The organism is Asanoa ferruginea (genome assembly GCF_003387075.1).
Classification (GTDB): domain Bacteria; phylum Actinomycetota; class Actinomycetes; order Mycobacteriales; family Micromonosporaceae; genus Asanoa; species Asanoa ferruginea.
Genome location: NZ_QUMQ01000001.1, coordinates 4731399 through 4755158, shown reverse-complemented (window position 1 = coordinate 4755158; position 23760 = coordinate 4731399). Strand labels below are relative to the sequence as shown.

The window sequence follows — 23760 nt, the reverse complement described above, 5'->3', positions numbered from 1 at the left end:
CAGGAACTCCACAGGCCGACGTTAGCCGGGAACACCCGCCGAGATAGGGCTAACGCCATCCATAGTCGGAGCGCAGGCGGGCGGCGATCCGGTCGAAGCGGCCCCGGTCCAGGATGGAGCCCTCGCGGCGGATGCCGGTCTCGTGCACCGTCAGCACGCGGTCGAGGCGCACCCAGCTCGGCCGCGCGCTGCGGTCCCACGACCCGGTGCCGACCGGCAGCCAGCCGTGCTGGCCGTCGCGGCGCTCGTTGCTGGAGAGCATCAGGCCCAGCATCGTGCGGCCGCGCCGGCCGACCACCACGACCGGCCGGTCCTTGCCCTGGTGCGGGTCCTCCTCGAACGGGACCCAGGTCCAGACGACCTCGCCCGGGTCGGCGCGGCCGTCGAGTTCCGGCGAATAGTCGAGCATCCGGTCTTCGCGGCGGCGCAGCGGCGCGGGCATCCGCCGTTGCTGCCGGACCGAGCCGGTGGGGACCATCCGCGTCGGGGTGGGGCGGCCGAACATGCGGGCCGCTACATCGCGCCAAGGTTTCACGTCCGCAGACTCTACGGACAAACGTCGGCGAGGATCACTTCCCGGAGCGCCGACGCGGCGTGGGTCAGGGAGACACCGCGGCGTTGTGCGATCGCGATGGTGCGGCGCAGGCCCGGCGGGGCGAGCGGCACCGCACGCAGGCCGGGGCGGTTGGCCAGCACCATCTCGGGCACCACGGCCAGGCCGAGGCCCGCCTCGACGAACTCGAGCACCGCGTCGAGCTCGCCGCCCTCGACCGCGAACGTCGGCTCGAAGCCGGCCCGGCGACAGGCCTCGAGCGCGTCGTCGCGCAGGTTGTAGCCGCGGCGGAACATCACCAGCGGCCGGTCGCGCAGGTCTTCGACCCGCATCGGCTCGGGCAGCGGTGTGCCGACCGCGGCCGCGACGACCAGTGCTTCCTCCAGGATCGGGGCGGCCTCCAGGGCCGGGTCGATGCCGGTCGCGGGCAGCACCACCAGGGCCAGGTCGAGCTCGCCGTGCGAGAGCGACCGCACCAGCTCCTGCGAGCCGCCCTCGGCGACGCGCAGCTCGATGCCGGGATGGGCGGAGTGGAAGCGGCGCAGCACCCGCGGTGCCAGCGAGGTGCACAGGCTCGGCGTCGCACCCAGGCGCACCCGGCCGCTGGTCAGGCCGACCAGGTTGCGTACCTCTCGATGGGCGGTCTCGGCGTCCGCCAGGATCCGCTGTGCCAGCGGCAGCAGCGCCTCGCCGGCGGGGGTCAGCTCTACCTCGGACGGCAGGCGGGTGAACAGGGGTGCGCCGAGCTCGGCCTCGAGGCTGTGAATCTGCTTACTGAGTGAGGGCTGCGCCACACCCACAGCGACGGCCGCTTGGGTGAAATGTCGTAGTTCGGCCACTGCCACGAAGGACCGTAGCTGTTCCAAGCGCATGTCGATAGCTTAACGCTATTGACACCAGTATCGCCATGCATTGGACGCATGATGTCAGGTCAACCTAGCGTCGGCCACATGGTGGCAGCAGCAACACGTACGAAGGCGATCTACCGGTCGACGGTAGGCGCCAAGGCGGTCATGGCCGTATCCGGGCTGCTCCTGCTGCTGTTCCTGGTCGCGCACATGGTCGGCAACCTCAAGATCTTCTTTGGCGCCGACTCGTTCGACAACTACGCGCACTGGCTGCGCACCATCGGCTATCCGGTGGTCCCGCACGTCTGGTACCTCTGGATTCAACGCGCCGTGCTCACCGCCGCCGTGATCGGGCACGCCTGGGCCGCCACCACGCTCGCGCTGCGCGCCAAGCGCGCCCGCCCGGTCGCCTACGCCCACCGCCCCAAGGTGCAGGGCAGCTACGCGGCCCGCACCATGCGCTGGGGCGGCGTGATCATCCTGCTGTTCATCGTCTGGCACCTGCTCGACCTGACCGCCGGCACGGTCAACCCGGTCGGCGACGCGGCGCACCCCTACGCCAACGTGGTCGCCGACTTCGCGCCGAGCCGCTGGCCGGTCACCCTCTTCTACGCGCTGGCCATCGTCGCGATCGGTTTCCACGTACGCCATGGCCTGTTCAGTGCTCTTCGCACGCTCGGACAGCGCACCGCGAAAGGCGAGCAGCGGGCCCGGATAGCCGCGCTCGGCTTCGCGATCCTCCTCTGCGTCGGCTTCCTCTCGGTGCCGTTCGCTGTTCTCGTCGGATGGGTGGGACCCGCATGACGTACCCGGGTGAGTTCTTCATCGAAGGCGACCCGATCGCCGACACCAAGGCGCCGGACGGCCCGCTCGCGGAGCGGTGGACCAAGCGGCGCTCCACCGGCCGGCTGGTCAACCCGGCCAACCGGCGCCGGCTCGACGTGATCGTGGTGGGCAGCGGCCTGGCCGGTGGCTCGGCCGCGGCGACGCTCGGCGAACTCGGCTACCGGGTGCGCTGCTACTGCTACCAGGACAGCCCGCGGCGGGCGCACTCGATCGCCGCGCAGGGCGGGATCAACGCCGCGAAGAACTATCGCAACGACGGCGACTCCGTCGAGCGGCTGTTCCACGACACCATCAAGGGCGGCGACTTCCGGTCGCGCGAGTCCAACGTCTACCGGCTGGCCGAGGTCTCTGTCGAGATCATCGACCAGTGCGTGGCGCAGGGAGTGCCGTTCGCCCGCGAGTATGGCGGCCTGCTCGACACCCGCTCCTTCGGCGGCGCCCAGGTCTCCCGCACCTTCTACGCCCGCGGCCAGACGGGCCAGCAACTCCTGCTGGGTGCCTACCAGGCGCTGGAGCGGCAGGTCAACGCCGGCACCGTCGCCATGCACACCCGGCACGAGATGCTCGACCTGATCGTCGTCGACGGCCGGGCCCGCGGCATCGTGGTGCGCGACCTGGAGACCGGCGCGGTCACCGTCGACCTCGCCGACGCGGTGGTGCTGGCCAGCGGCGGCTACGGAAACGTGTTCCACCTGTCGACCAACGCCAAGGGCTGCAACGTCACCGCGAGTTGGCGGGCACACCGGCGAGGCGCGTTGTTCGCCAATCCGGCGTACACCCAGATTCACCCGACTTGTATCCCGGTCTCGGGTGAGCACCAGTCGAAGCTGACGCTGATGAGCGAGTCGTTGCGCAACGACGGCCGCGTGTGGGTGCCGACCGCGGCGGGTGACACGCGCGCACCGGCCGACATCCCGGAGGACGAGCGGGACTACTTCCTGGAAAGGCGTTATCCGGCGTACGGGAATCTGGTGCCCCGTGACATCGCCTCCCGGGCGACGAAGGCGGTCTGCGACGAGGGCCGCGGTGTCGGCCCCGGCGGCCGTGGCGTCTATCTCGACTTCGCCGACGCGCTGGGGCGGCTGGGCCGGCCGGCAGTCGAGGCCAAATACGGCAACCTTTTCGAGATGTACGAGCGGATCACCGGCGAAGACCCCTACGTGACGCCGATGCGGATCTATCCCGCCGTGCACTACACGATGGGCGGGCTCTGGGTCGACTACGACCTCAGCTCGACGATCCCCGGCCTGTTCGTGATCGGCGAGGCCAACTTCTCCGACCACGGCGCCAACCGGCTCGGCGCGTCGGCGCTGATGCAGGGGCTCGCCGACGGCTACTTCGTGCTGCCGAACACGATCGGCGCCTACCTGGCCGACGGCCCGTTCCAGAAGCTCACGCTGAAGCACCCCGACGTGGTCTCAGCGCGGACCGCGGTGAGCGACCGGGTGCAGAAGTTCCTCACGATCGACGGCGACCGGTCGGTGGACTCGTTCCACCGCGAGCTGGGCAAGATCATGTGGGAGTACTGCGGCATGGAGCGCACGGACGCCGGTCTCCGCAAGGCGATCGAGCTGATCCGCTCACTGCGCACCGAGTTCTGGGCCCGGGTCAAGGTGCCCGGCACCGGCGCGGAGCTCAACCAGTCGCTCGAACGGGCCGGCCGGGTCGCCGACTTCTTCGAGCTGGCCGAGCTGATGTGCATCGACGCGCTGCACCGCACCGAGTCGTGCGGCGGCCACTTCCGGGCCGAGTCGCAGACCCCCGACGGCGAGGCGCTGCGGGCCGACGACGAGTTCTCCTATGTGGCCGCATGGGAGTTCGGCACCCAGCCGGTGCTCCACAAAGAGGCCCTGACCTTCGAGTACGAGAAACCCAGCCAGCGGAGCTACTCGTGAAACTGAACCTGCGCATCTGGCGCCAGCAGGACCGCTCGACGCGCGGCTCGATGGTGTCCTACAAGGTCGACGACATCTCGCCGGACATGTCGTTCCTCGAGGTCCTCGACGTGCTCAACGAGCAGCTCACCACGGCCGGCGAGGAGCCCGTGGCGTTCGACCACGACTGTCGCGAGGGCATCTGCGGCGCCTGCGGCATGGTCATCAACGGCGTGGCACACGGCCCGCAGAAACTGACCACCGCGTGCCAGCTACACATGCGCCACTTCAAGGACGGCGACACGATCGACGTCGAGCCGTGGCGGGCGCGCGCCTTCCCGGTGGTCAAGGACCTGGTCGTCGACCGGGGCGCGTTCGACCGCATCATCCAGGCGGGCGGCTACATCTCCGCGCCGACGGGCAGCGCGCCGGACGCGCACGCGACACCGGTGCCGAAGCCGGCCGCTGACGCCGCCTTCGAGGCCGCGGCCTGCATCGGTTGCGGCGCCTGCGTGGCGGCGTGCCCCAACGGCTCGGCGATGCTGTTCACCGCGGCGAAGGTCGCCCACCTGGGCGCCCTGCCGCAGGGCCAGCCGGAGCGCGCGTCCCGGGCAACGGCGATGCTGGCCGCACACGACGCGGCCGACTTCGGCGGCTGCACCAACACGGGCGAGTGCACGGCGGTCTGCCCGAAGGGCATCCCGCTGACGGTGATCGGCAACCTCAACCGCGACATCCTCGGCGCGGCGATCCACAGCCGGTAGCGGTTTGACTTAGAGGGCGCTCCAGCTCCTAGCGTTTTGGGTGACCACCTAGAGGAGCGGGGAACCATGAGCGAGAACACCTCCCGTCAGGAGCGTTTCGACCAAGGCAAGGACGTGCTCGACCGGATCGACGGCGAGGCGGGCGCGAAGGTCATCGAGGCGTTGTCGGACATCGCCCCGGAGCTGGGTCATCAGATCGTGGCCTGGGGCTTCGGCGAGATCTACGCCCGCCCCGGCTTGGAGCCGCGCGACCGACAGCTCGTGACGCTCGGAATGCTCACGGCCCTCGGCGGCTGCGAGCCACAACTGGACGTGCACATCAACGCCGCGCTCAACGTGGGGCTGACGCCACAGCAGATCATCGAAGCGTTCCTGCACTCGTCGGTCTATTGCGGCTTCCCCCGCGCCATCAACGCGGTCTTTACGGCGAAGAAGGTCTTCACGGACCGCGGTCTGCTCCCCCTCGTTTAGGCCCGGTGCCCGACGGATGGTGGGCAGCGGGACCGCTTTCCTGAAACGCGGAATCGCGTGGTTTGAAGCGCCGATATGGGGCCTGAACCGGCGCATGCCGATGGGCGTTGGGATGTCGGTGCATTTCCCCAGACCGTGACGGCGCATTTCTCACCAGTCGCGACAACCCGCGTCCCGACGGGGCGGTCAACGCGTTCGCGGCTGACCAGGTAGCCTTCCCCGTTCGGTCGGCGGTGGTCTTCGCCTGGGACCCGGGCCTATCTCCCGCCACCCGCGACAACCCGCCTCCCGACGGGGCGGTCAACGCGTTCGCGGCTGACCGGGCAGCCTTCCCCGTTCGGTCGGCGGTGCTCTTCGCCTGGGGCCTATCTCCCGCCACCCGCGACAGCCCATCGCGCGACGGGATGGTCGACGCCGGCCGCGGCAATTGCTTCGCCGGCGAGCCTTGCTGATCGGCGGTGGTTTTCGCACCGCCAGAGCGATGGTGACGTGCGGCGATGTCCGGATCCGCGGCCGGGCCCACGGCGTGGTTGGACGGCGTCGATGTCGGGGAGACAAGCGCTGGAGAGGTTTCGCCCGCGGCCGGCGTGGGAGAGTTCCCGCCACGCGCGCGGCGCAGACGGTCGGCGTGCCGTCGCGTCAAGCCCCAGGCACGATGGCGCTGATGCTCGCGACGGAACTCCTCACCCGCAGGCGAATAATTGCGAGCCGCAGTGCGATCGCGCATAACAGCCAGCTCTTTCGTCGTAAAGAACTGGAGCTGCCGCATGCATTAATTATCGCTGATCCACAGCGGGAAGTCTGCCCCGTCAGAGGCTTTCGATTATGCAAGACAATGGACGCCTACTTGCTCGGTAACCCGCCGTCGGTAAAGCCGGCGTATAGGCGAGCCTTGGTCGCGGGATCCGCGAACGACGCGTCGATCGAGGTGCGCGCCAGCTCGGTCAGGTCGGTGTCGGTCCAGCCGAACTCGCGGGCCGCCGCGGCGTATTCAGCGTCCAGGGTCGTGTGCACCATCTCCGGGATGTCGGTGTTGAGGGTGACGGCCAGACCGGCCGCGCGCAGCCTCGGCAGTCGGTGCGCGGCCAGTGACGGAGCGAAGCCCAGGGCCACGTTGGAGGTTGGGCAGACCTCGAGTGGGATGCCGCGCTCGCGGACCTCGGCGACCAGATCGGGGTCGTCGAGGACGCGGATGCCGTGGCCCAGGCGCTCGGTCAACCCGACGTCTAGGGCCTCGCGGATGCTCGCCGGGCCGGCGGCCTCGCCGGCGTGGTGCACGACGTGTAGCCCCGCCTCGCGGGCCTCGGCGAAGACTGCGGCGAACGGGGTTGCCGGATGGTCCTCGTCGCCGGCCAGGCCGATCGCGACGACGCCGGCGTGTTTGCGGGCCAGGTCCAACGTGCGCCAGGCCCGCTCCACCGAACGGCGGCGGGACGTGTCGAGGATGACCTGCCACGCCAGGCCGTAGCGGTCGCCGCCCTCGGCCAGGCCGTCGAGCACCGCGGCCAGTGGCATGCCCAGGTCGCCCAGGCGCTCGCCGTGTGCGGCCGCGGTGAACGAGACCTCGACGTAGCCGACGCCCTGGGCCACCTGGTCGGCGCAGAACTCGACGGCCACGCGGTGGAAGTCGTCGGGCGTGCGGAGGCACTCGCGTACCAGGTGGTTCTGGTCGAAGAAGTCGGTGAACGAGGTGAAGCGGTGGGCGCCGCCGCGCAGGTGGTCGGGGAAGTCGATCCCGTTGCGCTCGGCGATCTCGGCCAGGGTGGCCCAGCGCACCGCACTTTCCAGGTGGACGTGCAGGTGGGCGACGGGCGGCAACTCGGTCATGGCCTCGGCAGACTAGCCGGGCCCGTGGCGCCGCCGCCCGTGGTTTTCCGCGCGGTCAGCGCTTGCGGCCGCGCAACCGGTTGGCGAGTTGCTGGAGCCGGCGCTGGTTTTCCGGTTTGTCGAGTTGGGTGCGGCCCTGCTGAATGAGCTTTTGGCCACGGGGACTGCGCAGGAAGTCGCGGAGCCGGTCTGCCATCGATGCCATGGTTCATTCTCGCCGAGATGGTGCCGAAGCGCAGCGCTAAACCGGTTGCCACGCCGAGTGACCTCGCGGATCATCTGGCGGTGGTCATCGACGTAGCGCTCGTGCGCACCCTGATCGCCGAGCAGTTTCCGGAGTGGGCCGACCTGCCCGTGTCGCCCGTAGCGGTCGGTGGCAACGACAACCGCACCTTCCACCTCGGCGACACGATGACCGTGCGGCTGCCGAGCGCCGAGGGCTACGTGGCGAGTGTGGCCAAGGAGCAGCGCTGGCTACCGGTGCTCGCGCCACACCTCCCGCAGCCGATCCCCGCCCCGCTGGCCTTCGGCAAGCCGGGCGCGGGCTATCCCTGGCCATGGTCGGTCAACCGCTGGCTCGACGGCGCCACCGCGCGCCACGAGACCGCGACCGACGGCGCTGCGGCCCACGGCACCGCAACCCACGGCGCCGCGACCCGAGCCGCCGCGACTCCAGGCAGCACGACCCATAGGGCCGCGGCCCAGGCCATCACGACCCACCACGACACCACGACCAACGACACCCCGACCAACGGCGCCCCGACCAACGGCGCCCCGACCAACGGCGCCCCGACCAACGGCGCCCCGACCAACGGCGCCCCGACCAACGGCGCCCCGACCAACGGCGCCCCGACCAACGGCGCCCCGGCCGACGGTGTCGTGACCGACCTGAGCGCGTTCGCGGTCGACGTGGCCGAATTCCTCATCGCGCTACAGGCGGTCGACACCGGTGGCGAGCCCGCGGCCGGTGAGCACAGCTTCTGGCGCGGCGCCGCCCTCAGCCACTACGACGAGGAGACGCGGCGGGCGATCGCCGCCCTCGACGGCCGAATCGACGCCGCCAAAGCCACCGCCGAATGGGACGCCGCCCTCGCAGCCGAGTGGCACGGCCGGCCGGTCTGGTTCCACGGTGACGTCGCCAACGGGAACCTGCTCGTCCGTGACGGCCGGCTCGCGGGTGTCATCGACTTCGGCACCTCCGGCGTCGGCGACCCCGCCTGCGACCTGGTGATCGCCTGGACCTTCCTCGACGCGCCCGCCCGCACGGCCTTCCGCACAACAACCGGTGTCGACGACGCCACCTGGCAGCGCGGCCGGGGGTGGGCGCTCTGGAAGGCCCTCATCCAACTCGCCGAGAACAACGACAACACCGTGGTCGCCCGCGAGATCGACGTGTTGCTAGGCAGTTGACTCCGCCTGGAGTTGGGCCGACGCGTGGCCGAACGCGAGCAGGGCCACCAGCAGGTCGTGTTGCGCCCGGTGCGGCATCCGGTCGAGCACACCCTGCACGGCCTGGGCCCGGCGTTCGCGCAACTCGCGGAGCACCGTCGCCCCGGCCGCCGTCAGCACCAGGCGCACCTCGCGCCGGTCGCGCTCGTCGGCCGCCCGGCGCAGGAGGCCGACCGCCTCGAGCCGATCGCAGAGGCGGCTGGCCGACGAGGGCACCACGTCGAGGATCTCGGCGAGTCGGTTGACGTTGGTGTCCGGTCGCACGTTGATGATCGACAGGACCCGGATCTGGGTGGGCGAGACCGGCGACTCCTGGCGGGTGCGGGCCGCATCCAGAACGCTGACCAACGCCTCCGAGGCAGCCTCGATCGAACTGGCCAGGCTAGCCGCGCGATCCATGTCGTCGCCTCTCCGTTGACAAGTCGCAGACTTACCCTGGCGCCGCCTCCACCATGCGCTTCGACGTGATTTGATCGACAACACCTGCGGTCCCGCTGACGGGATGCGTGCGATCCAGGCAGACGATCACCGCGTCGTCTTCGATCTCGATGTCGCCGTGATAGTCGTGCAGCGCGTGCATCACCGCGCCGATCGCCTGTGCCGGCGGGGAAAGCCGGGCCGCCCGGAACGCGGCGGCCAGATAGCGCTCGCCATAGGACTCGCGGCCGCCCGGTGCCGCGCCGTGCACACCGTCGCTGACCACGAACAGCCGGTCGCCGACGGACATCTCGAAGCTCTGCACGCCATACCTGTTCTCCTCGAACATGCCCAGCGGCAGTTGCTCCTCCAGCACCACGGGCGCCACCGCGCCGGCTCGGACCCGCCAGGCCCGCGGCGAGCCCGCGTCGACCGCCTTCACGTGGCCGCTGCCCGCGTCGTACTCCAGCAGCAAAGCCTCGATCGGTCGCGCACCGTGATGGGCCGCGAACAGCGTGTCCGACGCGAGCTCGGCCTGCTCCACCAACGTCCCACCGGACCGGCGGGCATTGCGCATCGCGTTGACCGCGAGTGAGGTCAACGCCGAGGCGGCGAGCCCGGTGCCGTTGCCGTTGACGACGGTGACGGTCAACCTGCCGTCGTTGATCGCCCAGTCGAAGTTGTCGCCCGACGTGCGGTAGGCCGGCTCGAGCTGCCCCGCGAGCACGTACCCGTGATCGGTGACACACCGCCCGGGCAGCAGGTCCCACTGCATCTCGGCGGCCATCGAGAGGCGCCCCCGGCGGCGGGCCAACCGGTAACGGTCGGTGTCGCGGTCGGCGGCCCGCAACGCGACGGCGAGATCGTCGGAGATGCCCCGACAATGCCGGACCGTGCCGTCGTCGGGCTGGGCCGGAAAGTCAGCCACCAGAATCCCGAGGCGTTCACCCCAAACCGATAGGGGCACATATAGGCGTACGCCTGGCGTCTCGGGCACATCCTCGATCATCGGCTCCTGGCGGGCGTAGCAGCGCGCGGCGATGTTCTGCTCCGCGAGCAGGCCCTGGGTCGGGTCGTCGGGGCGCAACACGGGCCAGAGCCCAGCGATCCGGTAGTCGGCCAGCAGCACGTCAGCGCGGAGTCCGCCCAGCTCGGAGCGGACGTGGTGGTCGATGACCTCGACCAGGGCGTCGGGCGCGACATTTCGCAGTCGCTCGGCCAGCATCACGTACCTCCCTCGGTGTGGCTTCTACCCACTGGCCACGCCAAACGAACCGGTCCGGCAGAATGCCGGAGGTGACCGACCAGATCCAGGCAGCAGCTCCGTCCGTCTCCGCGCGGATCGCCGACGAGTTGGGCGTCCGCGAATCCCAGGTAACCTCGGCCGTCGATTTGCTCGACGGTGGCGCGACGGTGCCGTTCGTGGCCCGCTACCGCAAGGAGGCCACCGGCGGGCTCGACGACACCCAGCTCCGCACCCTCGAAGAGCGGCTGCGCTATCTGCGCGAGCTCGACGAGCGGCGGGACGCGATCCTCGAGTCGATCCGGTCACAGGGCAAGCTCGACCCCGAGCTCGAGGCGCAGATCCGGGCGGCCGACTCGAAGGCCCGGCTCGAAGACATCTACCTGCCGTTCAAGCCGAAGCGCCGGACCAAGGCGCAGATCGCCCGCGAAGCCGGTCTCGAGCCGCTGGCCGACCTGCTGTTCGCCGATCCGGCGCAGGACCCTTCGAGCGCGGCCGGGGCCTATGTCGACGCCGAGAAGGGTGTCGCCGACGCGGCCGCCGCATTGGACGGTGCCCGGTCGATCCTGGTCGAGCGGTTCGCGGAAGACGCCGACCTGATCGGCACGCTGCGCGAGCAGGTCTGGGAGCGTGGCCGGATGCGCGGCAAGGTCAAGCCCGGCAAAGAGGAGGCGGGCGCGAAGTTCAGTGACTATTTCGACTTCGCCGAGCCGCTGACCTCGCTGCCGTCACATCGGATCCTGGCGCTGTTCCGCGGCGAGAAGGAGGAGGTGCTCGACCTCATCCTGGAGCCCGACGCCGCCGAGGCCGACGCGGTCGCGGCCGGCACGCTGGCCACCGGTCCGGTGCTCTACGAGCAGCGGATCGCCGGCCACTTCGGCATCGCCGACCAGGGCCGCCCCGCCGACCGCTGGCTGCTCGACACGGTCCGCTGGGCCTGGCGCACCCGGATCGTCGTACACCTGGACATGTCTCTGCGAATGAGGCTTTTCCAAACCGCGGAAGACGAGGCTGTACGCGTCTTCGCGGCCAACCTGCGCGACCTGCTGCTCGCCGCGCCCGCCGGCACCCGCGCCACGATGGGCCTCGACCCGGGCTTCCGGACGGGCGTGAAGGTCGCGGTGGTCGACCCGACCGGCAAGGTGCTGGCGACCGACACGATCTACCCGCACGTGCCGGCCAACAAGTGGGACGCGGCGCTGGCTTCGCTGGCCAAGCTCGCGGCCGAGCACAAGGTCGACCTGATCGCGATCGGCAACGGCACCGCGTCGCGGGAGACCGACAAGCTGGCCGCTGATCTGATCGCGAAGAACCCTTCGCTGGGGTTGACGAAGGTGATGGTCTCCGAGGCGGGGGCTTCGGTCTATTCGGCTTCGGCGTACGCCGCCTCGGAACTGCCCGGCATGGACGTCTCGCTGCGCGGCGCGGTGTCGATCGCGCGCCGGCTCCAGGACCCGCTGGCCGAGCTCGTGAAGATCGACCCGAAGTCGATCGGGGTCGGGCAATACCAGCACGACATCTCCGAGGCCAAGCTGTCGCGCTCGCTCGACGCGGTGGTCGAAGACTGCGTGAACGGTGTCGGTGTCGACGTCAACCTGGCGTCCGCGCCGCTGCTGTCGCGGGTTTCGGGCATCGGCGAGTCGTTGGCCGCCAACATCGTCGCCCACCGCGAGGCGAATGGCCCGTTCCGCGACCGCACGGCGCTCAAATCGGTCCCCCGGCTCGGCCCCAAGGCGTTCGAGCAGTGCGCGGGCTTCCTGCGGATCGCGGGCGGCGACGACCCGCTCGACGCGTCGTCGGTGCACCCGGAGGCCTACCCGGTGGTCCGGCGGATCCTGTCGTCGGTCGGCACGGAGTTGCCGGCCCTGATCGGCAACGGCGCGATGCTGCGCGGTCTGAAGCCCGGCGACTTCGCCGACGCGATGTTCGGCGTGCCAACCGTGACCGACATCCTGCGCGAGTTGGAGAAGCCGGGCCGCGACCCCCGGCCGGCGTTCAAGACGGCGACGTTCGCGGAGGGCGTCGAGAAGATCGGCGACCTGATCTCCGGCATGGTCCTCGAAGGCGTCGTCACGAACGTGGCGGCGTTCGGGGCGTTCGTCGACGTCGGCGTGCACCAGGATGGCCTCGTGCACGTCTCGGCGATGTCGAAGACGTTCGTGAAGGACCCGCGCGAGGTGGTCAAGCCCGGGGATGTCGTCAAGGTCAAGGTGCTTGACGTCGACGTGCCGCGGAAGCGGATCTCGCTGACCCTGCGGCTCGACGAGGAGAGCCCGGCCGGCGGCGGCGGGGGTGGCCGGGGTGCCGGGCGCGAGGGCGGTGGCGAACGCCAGCCGGCCCGGCCGCGCCAAGGCGGCGGTGGCGGCGGACGCCAGGGTGCCGGCGGGCAGGGCGGCGAACGGCAGGGCAAGAGCGACGCCGCGCAAGGTGGCGGCAGTGGCCGCCAAGGCGGTGGCGGCGGCCGGCAGGGTGGCGGCGGCCAAGGCGCCCGCCAGGGCGGCAGCGGCGGCTCCGGGCGTCAAGGTGGCGGTCAGGGCGGCGGCCAGCGCCAAGGCGGCGGCAGCCGGCAGTCGGCGCCACCGGTCAACAGCGCCATGGCCGACGCGCTGCGCAAGGCCGGGCTGCTCTAAGTGTGCTGTCCAGCCAGGTTGGTAAGGCGGGTGATGGGTGGCTGGCCGCCGATCGCGGTGTGGGGTCGGTGGTGATTGTAGAAGTGCAGCCATCGGGGTAGGGCCGCGCGGCGGTGGTGTTCGGTGGGGTAGAACCGATCGATCGCCCAGGCGTTAAGGGTGCGGTGGAACCGTTCGATCTTGCCGTTGGTCTGGGGCCGGTAGGGGCGGGTCTTCTTGACGGTGATGCCGAGCTGGGTGCAGGTCTCGCGCCAGAGGCGGGAGCGGTAGGCCGAGCCGTTGTCGGACAGCACCCTTTGCACTCGGACGCCGCGGGCGGCGAACCAAGCCACTGCGCGGGTCAAGACTGCAGCTGCGGTTATGGCGGTCTCGTCGTTGTGGATTTCGGCGTAGGCGACGCGGGAGTGGTCGTCGATGACGGTGTGGACGTGGGCGGTGCCCATCTTCGGGTTGCGGTAGGCGCTGCGGGGCTTGCCGGTGGTCGCGGCGCGGTGTCGCTTGCCTTGGACGCGGCCGACGTATCGCCAGCCGCCGCCGTCGGGGATGTTGCCGAGTTTCTTGACGTCGACGTGGATCAGGGCGCCCGCGGTGTCGTGTTCGTAGCGGCGGATCGGTTCACCGGTGCGTCGATCGATGTGGGAGAGCCGGTTGATCCGGGCACGGACCAGGACCGCGTGCACGGTGGAGGCGGCCATCCCGAGACGGGCGGCGATCGCGACAGGGCCGAGTCGGTGCCGCCACCGCAAGTACACGATCTTGCGGACCAGGTCGCGGCGGGTGCGGGTCGGGGTGTGGAGTGGGCGGCTGGACCGGTCCTGCATACCCGCGGCTCCCATCGCGAGATACCGGTCGACCCACCGTTTCGCGGTGCGGTAGGAGACATCGAATCGGCGGGAGGCCGCGGAGACCGTCCAGCGCTCATCGACGACCAGGCGGGCGAGTTTGAGGCGTGCTTTCGGGGTCAGGGCTGCGTTAGCGTGTGCCACGAGGCCTCCAGGTCAGGTGAAGCGGTTCTTCGACAGCTCCACTTCACGACCGGAGGCCTCACCCTTTCAAGACCTAGATCGTCTCGTCACACAACCTTGACCAACCTCCCTGGACAGCACATCTAAGCCCGCGCTCGATGGCGGGGCCGGCCCGACGCCAAGCCGGCCCGACGCCAAGCCGGCCCAACGCCAAGCCGGGCCTGTCGACCGCGGCCGGGCTGCTCTAAGCCCGCGCTCGATGGGGGCCGGCCCAACGCCAAGCCGGGCCTGTCGACCGCGGCCGGGCTGCTCTAAGCCCGCGCTCGATGGGGGCCGGCCCAACGCCAAGCCGGGCCTGTCGACCGCGGCCGGGCTGCTCTAAGCCCGCGCTCGATGGCGGGGCCGGCCCGACGCCAAGCCGGCCCAACGCCGAGCCGGGCCTGTCGACCGCGGGCCGGGCGCCTCTCAGGCCACGCTCGAAGGCAGGGCCGGCGCCCAACCGAGCCGGCCCAACGCCGAGCCAGTGCGACGCTGGCGTGGGCCAACGCGAGCCGCGGCCGCTTGGGCCGAGTCGGGCGACGGGGGCCGGGCGGCTACGAGCCGCCCGTCCGGCGCGCGGCGCCTCAGCCCTCTTCGTCGTCGTTGGCGCTGTTGAGGGGGACCAGCAGCCGCACCAACTGGCGGCGGACCAGTTCGTCGACGTGTTCCTTGTTGCGGTCGCGGAGCACCTCGCTGCGCAGGTCGCGGGCCTCCTCAGCGACGTCGCGACCGCGCGACACCGCCTTGCGCAGGTCGTCGAGCCGGTCCCCGATCCGCTCGGCGGCCTTCTCGTCGATCTTGCCCTCCGCGACCGCCTGGTCGAGGGCCGCCTCGAACTGGTCCAACACGTCGGCCGGCGCGGTCGGCGCCGGCGGCTCGGTGGTCGGCTCGGGCTTGAGGTCGTCGACTGCGGGCGCCGGCGGGCTGGCGCCCGCCTGTGCCACTCCCCCGCCACCCGGCGTGTTTCCGCCGGACGGGCTGGCCACGATCGCCAGCACGATCCCGACCACCACCAGGATCGCGGCGAGCGCGCCGAGGGCCACCGCCCGCATCGGGTTGCGGGCCACCAGAGCGCCCTCGATCGGCTCCGGCTCGTCGAGGCGGCGGATCGCGGTCGTCGGCGCCGCGACCACCGCCCGGCCGGGAACGACAGCGGTGGCCAGGTCGGTCAGCGCGGCGGCGACCTCCGCCGCCGAAGGACGGAGGGCCGGGTCGGCGGCCAGGCAGGCGGCACCGACCCGGGTGAGCGCCGCCGGCACGCCGGGCAGCACCGGGAAGCTGGCCACCCCGCGGCTCGACTCGGGCCGGCGCCCGACCAGGGCCTCCGCGAGCAGCACGCCCACGCTGTAGACATCGCCTGCCGGGGTCGGGTCGGCCCCGGCCAGCCGCTCGGGCGCGAGGTAACCCACGGTGCCGTAGCGGACCCCGTCGGAAGCGGTGACGCCGGCCAAACCCGCGATGCCGAAGTCGAGGATCTTGACGCCGGTCGCGGTCAGCATCACGTTGCCGGGCTTGATGTCGCAGTGCACCACGCCGGCCGCGTGGGCGGCGGCCAGCCCCGCGGCCACCTGCGCCGCGAGAGATGCCGCATCCGGCCAGGGCAGCGGGCCGGCGGTCAGCCGGGAGGCCAGGTCGGCGCCCTCGACCAACTCCATCACCAGGTAGGGCGCCAGCCCGCCGTGGGGCAGGGCGGCCTCGCCGTAGTCGTACACCCTGGTGATGTTGGGGTGGGTCAGGCCCGCGGCGGCGCGCGCCTCGCGGTGGGTGGCGATCCGGATCGTGGTGTCGCTGCCGATCGACGGGTCGAGCACCTTCACGGCGACGGGGCGGCCCAGGACGGTGTCGTCGGCCCGCCAGACCTCAGCCATCCCGCCCACACCGATCCGCGCGACCAGCAGGAAGCGGTCGTGCAGGCGTAGGCCGGGCGCAAGCGTCGACATAGCGCCCACCATCGTACGGACTGGTCGCGACCGAGGGCCTGAGCCCGGGAACTCAGGCCCCAACCGTTACGTCGGCCAGCGGCCGGTCAGCCGCTTGACGCCCACCGCGCCGCCGCGGTCGACCGCGGCCTTGACCAGCGCGAAGATGGCACCCTGGAGCGCCGCGGCCGCGAGGATCTCGGCCCAGCCGCGCTCCTCGTCGGTGGCGTTGGGCGCGTCGGAGTCGCCGGCGACCCGCTTCCACACCTGCTTGAACACCACGCCGGCGATGCCGCCGGCCGCGACGCCGAGCAGGATTCCCACCGGCTTGTAGACCAGCTTGCCCATGGTGCCTCTCTTCCGGGGGAGTTTGTCGATTGGCGAGAGGTTTTGCCTGGCGAGCGAAGTGCTAAACCCGAGAGCCAGGACACAGGGGCGAACTCGGCGTTGTCGCTGGCGGTGGTCGGGTCGCGTCATACGGTGGAGATTGGCTAGCACAAAAGAAGGTTTTTCCGGTCATTTAGGCCGAGGAAGTCATATGACGACAGAAACCGCTGCGGCCCGCCAATACGAGGCCGATCGCGAGTTCGAGAGCAAACACCGCTGGACCATCCTGGTGATCGTCTCGATCGCACAGCTCATGGTCGTGCTCGACGCCACCATCGTCAATATCGCCCTCCCCGCCGCGCAGGACGCGCTGCACTTCGCCGACAGCGACCGGCAGTGGGTCGTCACGGCGTACGCGCTGGCCTTCGGGTCCTTGCTGTTGCTCGGCGGGCGGCTGGGTGACCTTTTCGGCCGCAAGCGGATGTTCCTCATCGGGCTGATCGGCTTCGCGGCCGCGTCCGCCGCCGGCGGGGCGTCCACCGACTTCATGGTGCTGGTGGTGTCCCGGGCCTTCCAGGGCGCGTTCGGCGCGCTGCTCGCACCGGCCGCGCTGTCGACCATCGCCAACAGCTTCCAAAAACCGGCAGAACGGGGCAGAGCATTCGGCGTGTACGGCGCTGTCGCCGGCGGCGGTGGTGCGGTCGGACTCCTGCTCGGCGGGGTGCTGACCGAATATGCGTCCTGGCGCTGGTGCTTCTTCGTCAACCTGGTCTTCGCCGGCATCGCGTTCGTCGGCTGCCAGATCTACCTCCGGAACCAACGACCGGACACCAAACCCAAGATCGACTGGTGGGGTACGGTCTGCGCCGCGGTGGGTCTCTTCCTCATCGTGTACGGGTTCGCCCGCGCGGCCTCCGACGGCTGGGGCGACATCATCACGATCGTCAGCCTGATCGTCGCGGCCGTCCTGCTCACGGCGTTCGTGCAGGTCGAGCGCCGGGTCCGACAACCCCTGCTGCCGCTGCGCATCGTGCTCGACCGCAGCCGCGGCGCCGCCTATCTGGCCGTCGGCCTCGCGGCGATCGCGATCTTCGGGGTCTTCCTCTTCCTGACCTTCTACCTGCAACTCACCAAGGGCTACAGCCCGGTGCTGACCGGCGTGGCGTTCCTACCGATGATCACCTTCGTGTTGATCGGCTCGACGCTGGCCAACGTGAAGCTGATGCCGATCCTGGGCGCCCGGGTGCTGATCACGGCGGGCATGGCGCTGGCCGCCGTGGGCATGACCTACCTCTACTTCATCACCGCCACCTCGAACTACTGGGTGCACATCCTGCCCGCCCTGCCCCTGCTCGGCTTCGGTTTCGGCCTGATCTTCGCGCCGGCGATCAACACCGCGACCGAACGCGTCAGCCGCAACGACGCGGGCGTCGCCTCCGCCCTGGTCAACACGATGCAGCAGGTCGGCGGCTCGATCGGCACGGCCCTGCTGAGCACCATCGCGGTGAGCGTGACCAGCACGTACGCGGCCACCCACACGGGCGCCGCGGCGGCGGCCGAGGCACCGGTCGCCGGCTACAAGGTCGCGTTCCTGGTTTCGGCCGGCATCTTCGCGGCCGGCGCGATCCTGATCTTCTTCCTGATCCAGGCCCACGCACCCCAGCCCACCGGCGCCCCACCGACCGACGACGACGGCGGCCCCGCGCTGACGACCGGCGAGCCGGGCGCCGAGGAGCGGCCGGCATCGGAGTCGGCCGGTGCCCGGGCCAACCGGGGCGCCGACCCGGCGCCCGGCACGACGTAGCGGCTTTCCGTCCAAAGAATCCATGAGGGGGCTGGCGATGTTCGATTCAGTTGATATCCGCGAGTGGCAGGGCGAAGCGGTGGTCGACCCGGAAGGCAACAAGATCGGGAATCTGGAGTCGGTCTACCTCGACACCGCGACGGACGAGCCCACCTTCGCCACGGTCACCATCGGCATGCCGACCCGCCACCGCGCGGTCTTCGTGCCGCTGGCGGGCGCCAACGTCGGCCCGGGCTATGTGAAGGTGACCGCCTTCCGCGACCAGGTGAAGAACGCACCGTCCATCCCGGACGGTGGCGAACTCCCGGCGAGCAACGAGCCGTCGGTGTTCGCACACTACGACCTGGAGTATGTGCAGGGCTCCTCGGGCGAACGCCGCCTCGCCCGCGGCTGACCGACCGCCGGGAGTGACCACCTAGCCGAGCCGCGGCCCAACGAGATCTTCGTAGGGTCGTGGCGTGGGATTTTCACTGAAGCTCGCGCCCGGCGTGCGGATCAGAGCGTCCTCGCGCGGGGTCCGAACCAGCATCGGCCCGCGCGCGGCTCGGGTGCACATCGGCGGCGGCCGGACCGGCATCTCGACCGGCGTGGGGCCGGTCGGTTTCTACACGTCGCTCGGTGCCGGCCGCGGCCGCTCCGGAAGCCGTGGCGGCAACTCCGGGCAGGCTGCCTACCAGCGTCAAGTGGCGGCGCAGCAGCGCTACGCCGCCCAAGCGGATCGCGCCGCCATGGCACAACAACTGACAGACGCCTTTCTGCGCATCCTGAACCTGCACCGGGTCGACTTCCCGAGCGTGCGGCGACCGATCGCGCCGGAGCCGCCAGCACCGGACCGGGCGGCGATCTACCAGCACTACGAGAAGCAGGCTCTCGCTGGGATCGGCATGCTCAAGCGCGCGGATCGCGCCGCGGCGAAAGCCCAGGCGGCGACCTGGGCGGACGCGGAAGCGGCCCGACAATGGGCCGAGCTCAAGGGCCGACAGGCGCAATGGCAGCGCAGCCTTGACCAACAGTGGCAGTGGTTGGTCGGCAATGATCCCGACACGGTGCTCCGCACCCTGGCCGAGGCGTTCGAGGACAACGAGGCTCCGGCCGCCGCGGTGGGCGTGGTCGCGGGAGAGGTGTCGCTGGTCGTGTTGGTGCCACCGGCCGCGCACGCGATTCCCGAGCAGATGCCGGGCCGGACGGCTGCCGGGAACCTGTCGTTGAAGAAGATCACCCAGGCCGACAAGGCCGACTTCTACAAGGCGTTCGTCTGCGGGCAGGTTCTGGTCACGGTCCGCGAGGCATTCGCCGTCGCGCCCGGCCTGACCGCTGCAAGGGTGGTGGTGCTGCGCGACGAGGGTCGTGACCCTTATGGCCGTCCCAACGTGTCCTGCCTGGCCGCCGTTTCGATAACCCGCCGGGCGCTGGAGGGAGTGCGCTGGCACGACGCCGACGCGATCGACATCCTCAACGCGGCGGCCCACGAGAAACTGATGGCGCAGAAGGGCCGGAGCAAGGAACTCAGCCCGGTCGACCTGTCCGACGAGCCCGACATCGCCGCCCTGGTCAAAGCCGTCGACCTCGAGGAGCTCACCGCCGGCTAGACGCGGGCCTGGCGGCGCAGGCGCAGGGTGCCGGCGGTCAGTAGGGCCAGGGCGCCGGACAGGACCGTCCAGAACCACAGGCTGGCGTCGCTGCCGGGCTGGTCCCAGGCGCCGAACTGGCTGAGCCACAGCCAGGCGAGGATCACCGGGAGGAGCAGCACCCCCGCCGCGATGGTCGCGCGTGCGTCGACCGCGACCCACAACAGGGCGCCGGCCAGCACCGCCACGGTCGCCCACGGTTGCAGACCCGTCGTCGTGTCGTAGTCGGTGGGCAGCAGGACCACCGCAGCCGGCACGGCCAGCAGCCAGAACGCAGGCCGCCGGCTGCCCGGGGCCGGACGGATCAGCAACGGCAGGAGCAGCAGCGCGGCGAGCGGCATCGGCCAGATCGTCGACTCGCCCGCCACGAAGTCACGGACCGAGATGATCGCCGGGTAGTAGCGCTCGCCGGTGACCACGTCGACGCCGACCAGGCTGAAGTAGGTGACGACCAGGGTGCCGGCCAGCGCGCCGAGCGTGGCCAGCAGGCCCAGCAGGTAACGCCCGCCGGCGACCGCCAGGAGGGCCAGGGCGCAGGTGACCGTCACCAGTGGATGGATCAGCTCGGAAGGGTAGTCGACGCCCTGAGAGATCATCCGGGGAATGACCCGGCCGCTCTCGGCGAGGCTGCCGGCACCGGCGTAGGCCAGCAGCAGGAGCACCGCCAGCCGCAGCGCACCTCTGGCGCCCCGGCCCGCCGCGGGAGCGCTGTGGGTTCCCGCCCGGGTCTGGAGTCCACGTAGGACCAGGATCGTCGCTTCCCGCGCGGTCGGCCGGCGTTGGTCGGGGCCGGCCGCCTCCAGCAGCGTGCCGATCATCTCGGCGCCGCGTTCGTGCCGGTAGCGCTTCGGGTAGGCCCACAGCAGCCGCCGGTAGCGGGCCTCGAGTGCGTCGTGGCTCATGCCGGCTTCACCACCCGCGCGCGCCTTGCCGGGCGCTCGGTCACGACCTGCGCGGCCTGGAGCATCCGCTCGGCCTCCGCGCGCAGGGCCGCGATGCCCTCGTCGGTGAGGTCGTAGTAGCGCCGGGCCCGGCCGTTGACCACCTCTTCGTCGACGACGCGGAGCAGGCCCTCGGCGCTGAGCCGGTCGAGCGCCGCGTAGAGGGTGCCGGCGGCCATCCGCACCCGTCCGCCGGACAGTTCCGACGCGCGCTTGATGATCGCGTATCCGTGCAGTGGCCCGTCCATCAGCGCGGCGAGCGCGAAGTAGCTCTGTTCGCGGATAGTCACCACGACAGAATAGTCAGTTCACCTGAGTATCCACAAGGCCAGCCGCCAACGGCGGTCAAGAGGACAGTGTCGCCGGGAGAGCGAAGTCGGCGAACACGGCCGGGTCGCGGTAGACCACGTTGCGGGCGACGCCACCGGCCGCCGGGACGGTCAGGATCTGGAGGGTGTGCAGGGCGAAACCGTCGCCATCGCGGACGTAGGCCGCGAACGCCGGTTGGGTGTTGGCGCCCAGCCGCACCACCCGCCAGAACTCGCCGTTCATGGCATAGACCCGGTGCATGAAAGTGGCGTACGCGTCCCGCCCGCGATACCAGAGCGGCACCGGCGGCATCTCCAGCACCGCGTCGTCGGTGAGCAACCGGACCAGGCCCTCGACGTCGGCGACCTCGAAGGCCCGCAGGTAGCGGTCGACCGTCGCCCGGACGGTGCGGTCGTCGGGCTCGACGACCTCCAGTTCCTCCACATCAGACAGTGCCGAGCGGGCCCGCTGCAACGCGCTGTTGACGGCCGGCACCGACGTGTCGAGCAGATCGGCCACCTCAGCGGCGGAAAACTCCAACACCTCCCGGAGCAGGAGCACCGCGCGCTGCCGGGCCGGCAGCACCTGGAGCGCGGCGACCAGCGCGAGCCGCAGGCTCCCCCGCCGCACCACCCGCCCGGCCGGATCCTCGATCCGGGCGTCCGGCAACGGCTGGAGCCACGGGATGTCGAACGCCGGCACGAGCGGCGTGCCAGAAGGGTCGTCGTCGGGCGCGCCGAGGCCGGACGGGAGCGGCCGGCGGGCCCGTCCGCGCAGCGCAGTCAGGCAGGCGTTGGTGGCGATCTTGTAGAGCCAGGTACGCAGGGCGGCGCGCCCGGGGTCGTAGGACTCCCGGGCGCGCCAGGCACGCAGCATCGTCTCCTGCACCACGTCTTCGGCGTCGTCGACCGACCCGAGCATCCGGTAGCAGTGCACCAGCAACTCGGGTCGGTGGGCCTCGACGTCGGCGTCGGCAGGAGCGGTCACGGCGCCGCCGGCGTGTTGGTGTAGGCCGCGACCGCCCATTCCCCGGCCTCGCGGGTGAGCACCCAGGTGGCCAGCACGGCGGCACCCGGTGCGAGGTCGTCCTGGCCCGGCATCAGGATCCCGGCCCGGCTGACCACGATGGCGGTGTCGCCGATGACCCGCACGTCCTGCGGCTCGTCGACCGCCCGGGAGCCCTTCAGCGGGCCGGCCCAGGCGGCGCCCATCGACGCGCGCACGGCCTCGCGGCCCTGGCGGAAGACGCCGGGCATGACGACGGTGGCGTCCTCGCGGTAGAGCGCGGCGAAGGCGTCGGCGTCGCCCCAGGCGGCGTACACCCGGTCGAACAGGTCCTTGATCTCGGCGGTCATCATCTCGATCTTCCTCCTTGATGGTGCGGTCGAGATATCTACCGCGCCGGCACCGGAAACTCATCGTTCCGGAACAACATCCCGGAAGTTTCCGAAACTTATTGACGCTCTCGAAACACCGCCGCAATACTTCGATCCACTCACATCGATGCGGTCCGTCTCTCCGGACCCGGCAGAAAGGGACCCAGATGCGAATACGCACCGCCGTCGTCGTCTCGACCGTCAGCCTGTTGGCCGCCGTCGGCACCCTGGTCGTCGCGGGCAGCGCCAGCGCCGCGAGCACCCTCGGGGCGTCAGCCGCCCAGAGCGGCCGCTACTTCGGGACCGCCGTCGCGTCCGGCAGGCTGGGCGACTCGGCTTACACGACGCTGTTGGACCGCGAGTTCAACCAGGTCACGCCCGAGAACGAGATGAAGATCGACGCGACCGAGCCACAGCGGGGGCAGTTCAGCTATGGCAACGCGGACCGGATCGTGCAGCACGCCGCCTCCCACGGCATAAAGGTGCGTGGTCACACGCTGGCCTGGCACTCGCAGCAGCCGGGCTGGATGCAGAGCCTGTCGGGCAGCACGCTGCGCTCGGCCATCCTCAACCACGTGACCCAGGTGGCGACCCACTTCCGCGGCCAGGTTACCTGGTGGGACGTGGTCAACGAGGCGTACGCCGACGGGTCGTCCGGAGCACGTCGCGACTCCAACCTCCAGCGCACGGGCAACGACTGGATCGAGGCGGCCTTCCGCGCGGCGGACGCGGCCGACCCGAACGCGCTGCTCTGCTACAACGACTACAACATCGACAACTGGAACGACGCGAAGACGCAGGCCGTCTACCGGATGGTGCAGGACTTCAAGAGCCGCGGCGTGCCGATCGACTGCGTCGGCCTCCAGTCGCACTTCACCGGCGGGTCCAACTACCCGAGCAACTACCGCACCACGCTGTCGAGTTTCGCCGCTCTGGGCGTCGACGTGCACATCACCGAACTCGACATCCGCAACGCGCCGACCAGTGCCTACAGCAGCGTGGTCAACGACTGCCTCGCCGTGTCCCGGTGCAAGGTGATCACCGTGTGGGGCATCCGCGACTCCGACTCGTGGCGGTCCGGCGAGAGCCCGCTGCTCTTCGACGGCAGCGGCAACAAGAAGGCCGCCTACAACGCCGTGCTCACCGCGCTCAACAACGGCAACCCCGGCGGTGGCGACCCGACGACCCCGCCGCCGACCGGCAACCCGACCACGCCGCCACCCTCCAGCGGCGGTTGCACCGCCTCGGTGACACCCGGGACGGTCTGGGGTGACCGCTACAACACGTCGGTGACCGTCAGCGGCGCCAGCACCTGGGCGGTGGTCGTCGCGATCACCCCGCCGCAGAAGATCTCCACCATCTGGAACGGCAGCGCCAGTTGGGACAGCAGCGGCAACGTGATGACGATGCGGTCCAACGGCAGCGGCAACACGTTCGGCTTCACCACGATGATGAACGGCAACTCCGGCGCGCGGCCGCAGATCAGGTCGTGCACCGCGGGCTGAGAAGCCACTGACCGGGCTGTGCCGA

The 23760-nt window shown here is 70.7% G+C and carries 23 protein-coding genes; 10 read left to right on the top strand and 13 right to left on the bottom strand.

Going from position 1 to position 23760, the window contains the following annotated elements:
- Window positions 1-49: 49 nt before the first annotated feature.
- Window positions 50-505, bottom strand: a complete 456-nt coding sequence (locus DFJ67_RS22390; protein ID WP_116069781.1) for a type II toxin-antitoxin system PemK/MazF family toxin — start codon at window positions 503-505, stop codon at window positions 50-52.
- A gap of 41 nt (window positions 506-546) precedes the next feature.
- On the bottom strand, window positions 547-1431 hold the full coding sequence (locus DFJ67_RS22385; RefSeq protein WP_203784522.1) for a LysR family transcriptional regulator: 885 nt from the start codon (window positions 1429-1431) through the stop codon (window positions 547-549).
- A gap of 72 nt (window positions 1432-1503) precedes the next feature.
- On the opposite strand from DFJ67_RS22385, the gene DFJ67_RS22380 reads away from it, so the two are divergent.
- From DFJ67_RS22380 to DFJ67_RS22365, 4 genes are all read left to right on the top strand, one after another.
- Window positions 1504-2205, top strand: a complete 702-nt coding sequence (locus DFJ67_RS22380; RefSeq protein WP_116069779.1) for a succinate dehydrogenase cytochrome b subunit — start codon at window positions 1504-1506, stop codon at window positions 2203-2205.
- The gene (locus tag DFJ67_RS22375) at window positions 2202-4142 is read left to right on the top strand and encodes a fumarate reductase/succinate dehydrogenase flavoprotein subunit (RefSeq protein WP_116069778.1); all 1941 of its coding nucleotides are present in this window, start codon (window positions 2202-2204) and stop codon (window positions 4140-4142) included. Before DFJ67_RS22380 ends, DFJ67_RS22375 begins: the two co-directional genes overlap by 4 nt.
- A complete protein-coding gene (locus tag DFJ67_RS22370; protein WP_116069777.1) occupies window positions 4139-4885 on the top strand; it encodes a succinate dehydrogenase/fumarate reductase iron-sulfur subunit in 747 nt (248 codons plus the stop codon). The genes DFJ67_RS22375 and DFJ67_RS22370 overlap by 4 nt, the downstream gene beginning before the upstream one ends.
- Before the next feature lie 66 nt (window positions 4886-4951).
- Complete coding sequence (locus DFJ67_RS22365; RefSeq protein ID WP_116069776.1) at window positions 4952-5356, top strand: carboxymuconolactone decarboxylase family protein; 405 nt, start codon at window positions 4952-4954, stop codon at window positions 5354-5356.
- A gap of 843 nt (window positions 5357-6199) precedes the next feature.
- On the opposite strand, the gene add is transcribed toward DFJ67_RS22365, so the two are convergent.
- A complete protein-coding gene (gene add, locus DFJ67_RS22360) occupies window positions 6200-7183 on the bottom strand; it encodes an adenosine deaminase (RefSeq protein ID WP_116069775.1) in 984 nt (327 codons plus the stop codon).
- Between the two features lie 55 nt (window positions 7184-7238).
- The gene (locus tag DFJ67_RS42810; RefSeq protein WP_170215694.1) at window positions 7239-7379 is read right to left on the bottom strand and encodes a hypothetical protein; all 141 of its coding nucleotides are present in this window, start codon (window positions 7377-7379) and stop codon (window positions 7239-7241) included.
- Between the two features lie 89 nt (window positions 7380-7468).
- Between DFJ67_RS42810 and DFJ67_RS43915 the strand changes: the two genes are divergently transcribed.
- Window positions 7469-8593, top strand: coding sequence for an aminoglycoside phosphotransferase family protein (locus tag DFJ67_RS43915; RefSeq protein WP_244940435.1), 1125 nt, complete (start codon window positions 7469-7471; stop codon window positions 8591-8593).
- Here DFJ67_RS43915 and DFJ67_RS22350 read toward each other — a convergent pair.
- Both DFJ67_RS22350 and DFJ67_RS22345 read right to left on the bottom strand, forming a co-directional pair.
- Window positions 8582-9031: a MarR family winged helix-turn-helix transcriptional regulator gene (locus DFJ67_RS22350; protein ID WP_116069774.1), complete on the bottom strand. Its 450-nt coding sequence runs from the start codon at window positions 9029-9031 to the stop codon at window positions 8582-8584. The genes DFJ67_RS43915 and DFJ67_RS22350 overlap by 12 nt on opposite strands.
- A 31-nt stretch (window positions 9032-9062) precedes the next feature.
- Window positions 9063-10274, bottom strand: a complete 1212-nt coding sequence (locus DFJ67_RS22345) for a PP2C family protein-serine/threonine phosphatase (RefSeq protein WP_116069773.1) — start codon at window positions 10272-10274, stop codon at window positions 9063-9065.
- Between the two features lie 62 nt (window positions 10275-10336).
- Between DFJ67_RS22345 and DFJ67_RS22340 the strand changes: the two genes are divergently transcribed.
- Window positions 10337-12922 carry a Tex family protein gene (locus DFJ67_RS22340; protein ID WP_116069772.1) on the top strand — a complete coding sequence of 862 codons (2586 nt, stop codon included), beginning with the start codon at window positions 10337-10339 and terminating at the stop codon, window positions 12920-12922.
- On the opposite strand, the gene DFJ67_RS22335 is transcribed toward DFJ67_RS22340, so the two are convergent.
- From DFJ67_RS22335 to DFJ67_RS22325, 3 genes are all read right to left on the bottom strand, one after another.
- The gene (locus DFJ67_RS22335) at window positions 12919-13908 is read right to left on the bottom strand and encodes an IS481 family transposase (protein ID WP_116069771.1); all 990 of its coding nucleotides are present in this window, start codon (window positions 13906-13908) and stop codon (window positions 12919-12921) included. The two genes, DFJ67_RS22340 and DFJ67_RS22335, sit on opposite strands and share 4 nt — an antisense overlap.
- Before the next feature lie 602 nt (window positions 13909-14510).
- Window positions 14511-15866, bottom strand: coding sequence for a serine/threonine-protein kinase (locus DFJ67_RS44390; RefSeq protein WP_275407697.1), 1356 nt, complete (start codon window positions 15864-15866; stop codon window positions 14511-14513).
- Window positions 15867-15932: 66 nt separating this feature from the next.
- Window positions 15933-16193 carry a DUF4235 domain-containing protein gene (locus DFJ67_RS22325; RefSeq protein WP_116069770.1) on the bottom strand — a complete coding sequence of 87 codons (261 nt, stop codon included), beginning with the start codon at window positions 16191-16193 and terminating at the stop codon, window positions 15933-15935.
- A gap of 190 nt (window positions 16194-16383) precedes the next feature.
- Here DFJ67_RS22325 and DFJ67_RS22320 point away from each other — a divergent pair, with 190 nt between their 5' ends.
- The 3 genes from DFJ67_RS22320 (at window position 16384) to DFJ67_RS22310 (ending at window position 19565) form a co-directional block, all read left to right on the top strand.
- On the top strand, window positions 16384-17976 hold the full coding sequence (locus DFJ67_RS22320; RefSeq protein ID WP_116069769.1) for an MFS transporter: 1593 nt from the start codon (window positions 16384-16386) through the stop codon (window positions 17974-17976).
- A 37-nt stretch (window positions 17977-18013) separates the two neighbouring features.
- Window positions 18014-18370: a PRC-barrel domain-containing protein gene (locus tag DFJ67_RS22315; protein WP_116069768.1), complete on the top strand. Its 357-nt coding sequence runs from the start codon at window positions 18014-18016 to the stop codon at window positions 18368-18370.
- Window positions 18371-18434: 64 nt separating this feature from the next.
- On the top strand, window positions 18435-19565 hold the full coding sequence (locus tag DFJ67_RS22310) for a DUF4236 domain-containing protein (protein WP_147315568.1): 1131 nt from the start codon (window positions 18435-18437) through the stop codon (window positions 19563-19565).
- Here DFJ67_RS22310 and DFJ67_RS22305 read toward each other — a convergent pair.
- From DFJ67_RS22305 to DFJ67_RS22290, 4 genes are read right to left on the bottom strand one after another with little or no spacing between them, the layout of a single operon-like run.
- A complete protein-coding gene (locus tag DFJ67_RS22305) occupies window positions 19562-20506 on the bottom strand; it encodes a hypothetical protein (RefSeq protein ID WP_116069766.1) in 945 nt (314 codons plus the stop codon). The two genes, DFJ67_RS22310 and DFJ67_RS22305, sit on opposite strands and share 4 nt — an antisense overlap.
- Window positions 20503-20835: a PadR family transcriptional regulator gene (locus DFJ67_RS22300; RefSeq protein ID WP_308442584.1), complete on the bottom strand. Its 333-nt coding sequence runs from the start codon at window positions 20833-20835 to the stop codon at window positions 20503-20505. Before DFJ67_RS22300 ends, DFJ67_RS22305 begins: the two co-directional genes overlap by 4 nt.
- 55 nt (window positions 20836-20890) lie before the next feature.
- Window positions 20891-21880, bottom strand: coding sequence for a sigma-70 family RNA polymerase sigma factor (locus tag DFJ67_RS22295; RefSeq protein ID WP_116069765.1), 990 nt, complete (start codon window positions 21878-21880; stop codon window positions 20891-20893).
- On the bottom strand, window positions 21838-22212 hold the full coding sequence (locus DFJ67_RS22290; RefSeq protein WP_116069764.1) for an SgcJ/EcaC family oxidoreductase: 375 nt from the start codon (window positions 22210-22212) through the stop codon (window positions 21838-21840). Before DFJ67_RS22290 ends, DFJ67_RS22295 begins: the two co-directional genes overlap by 43 nt.
- Window positions 22213-22397: 185 nt before the next feature.
- Between DFJ67_RS22290 and DFJ67_RS22285 the strand changes: the two genes are divergently transcribed.
- Window positions 22398-23735, top strand: a complete 1338-nt coding sequence (locus tag DFJ67_RS22285) for a glycoside hydrolase family 10 protein (protein WP_116069763.1) — start codon at window positions 22398-22400, stop codon at window positions 23733-23735.
- Window positions 23736-23760 lie beyond the last annotated feature (25 nt).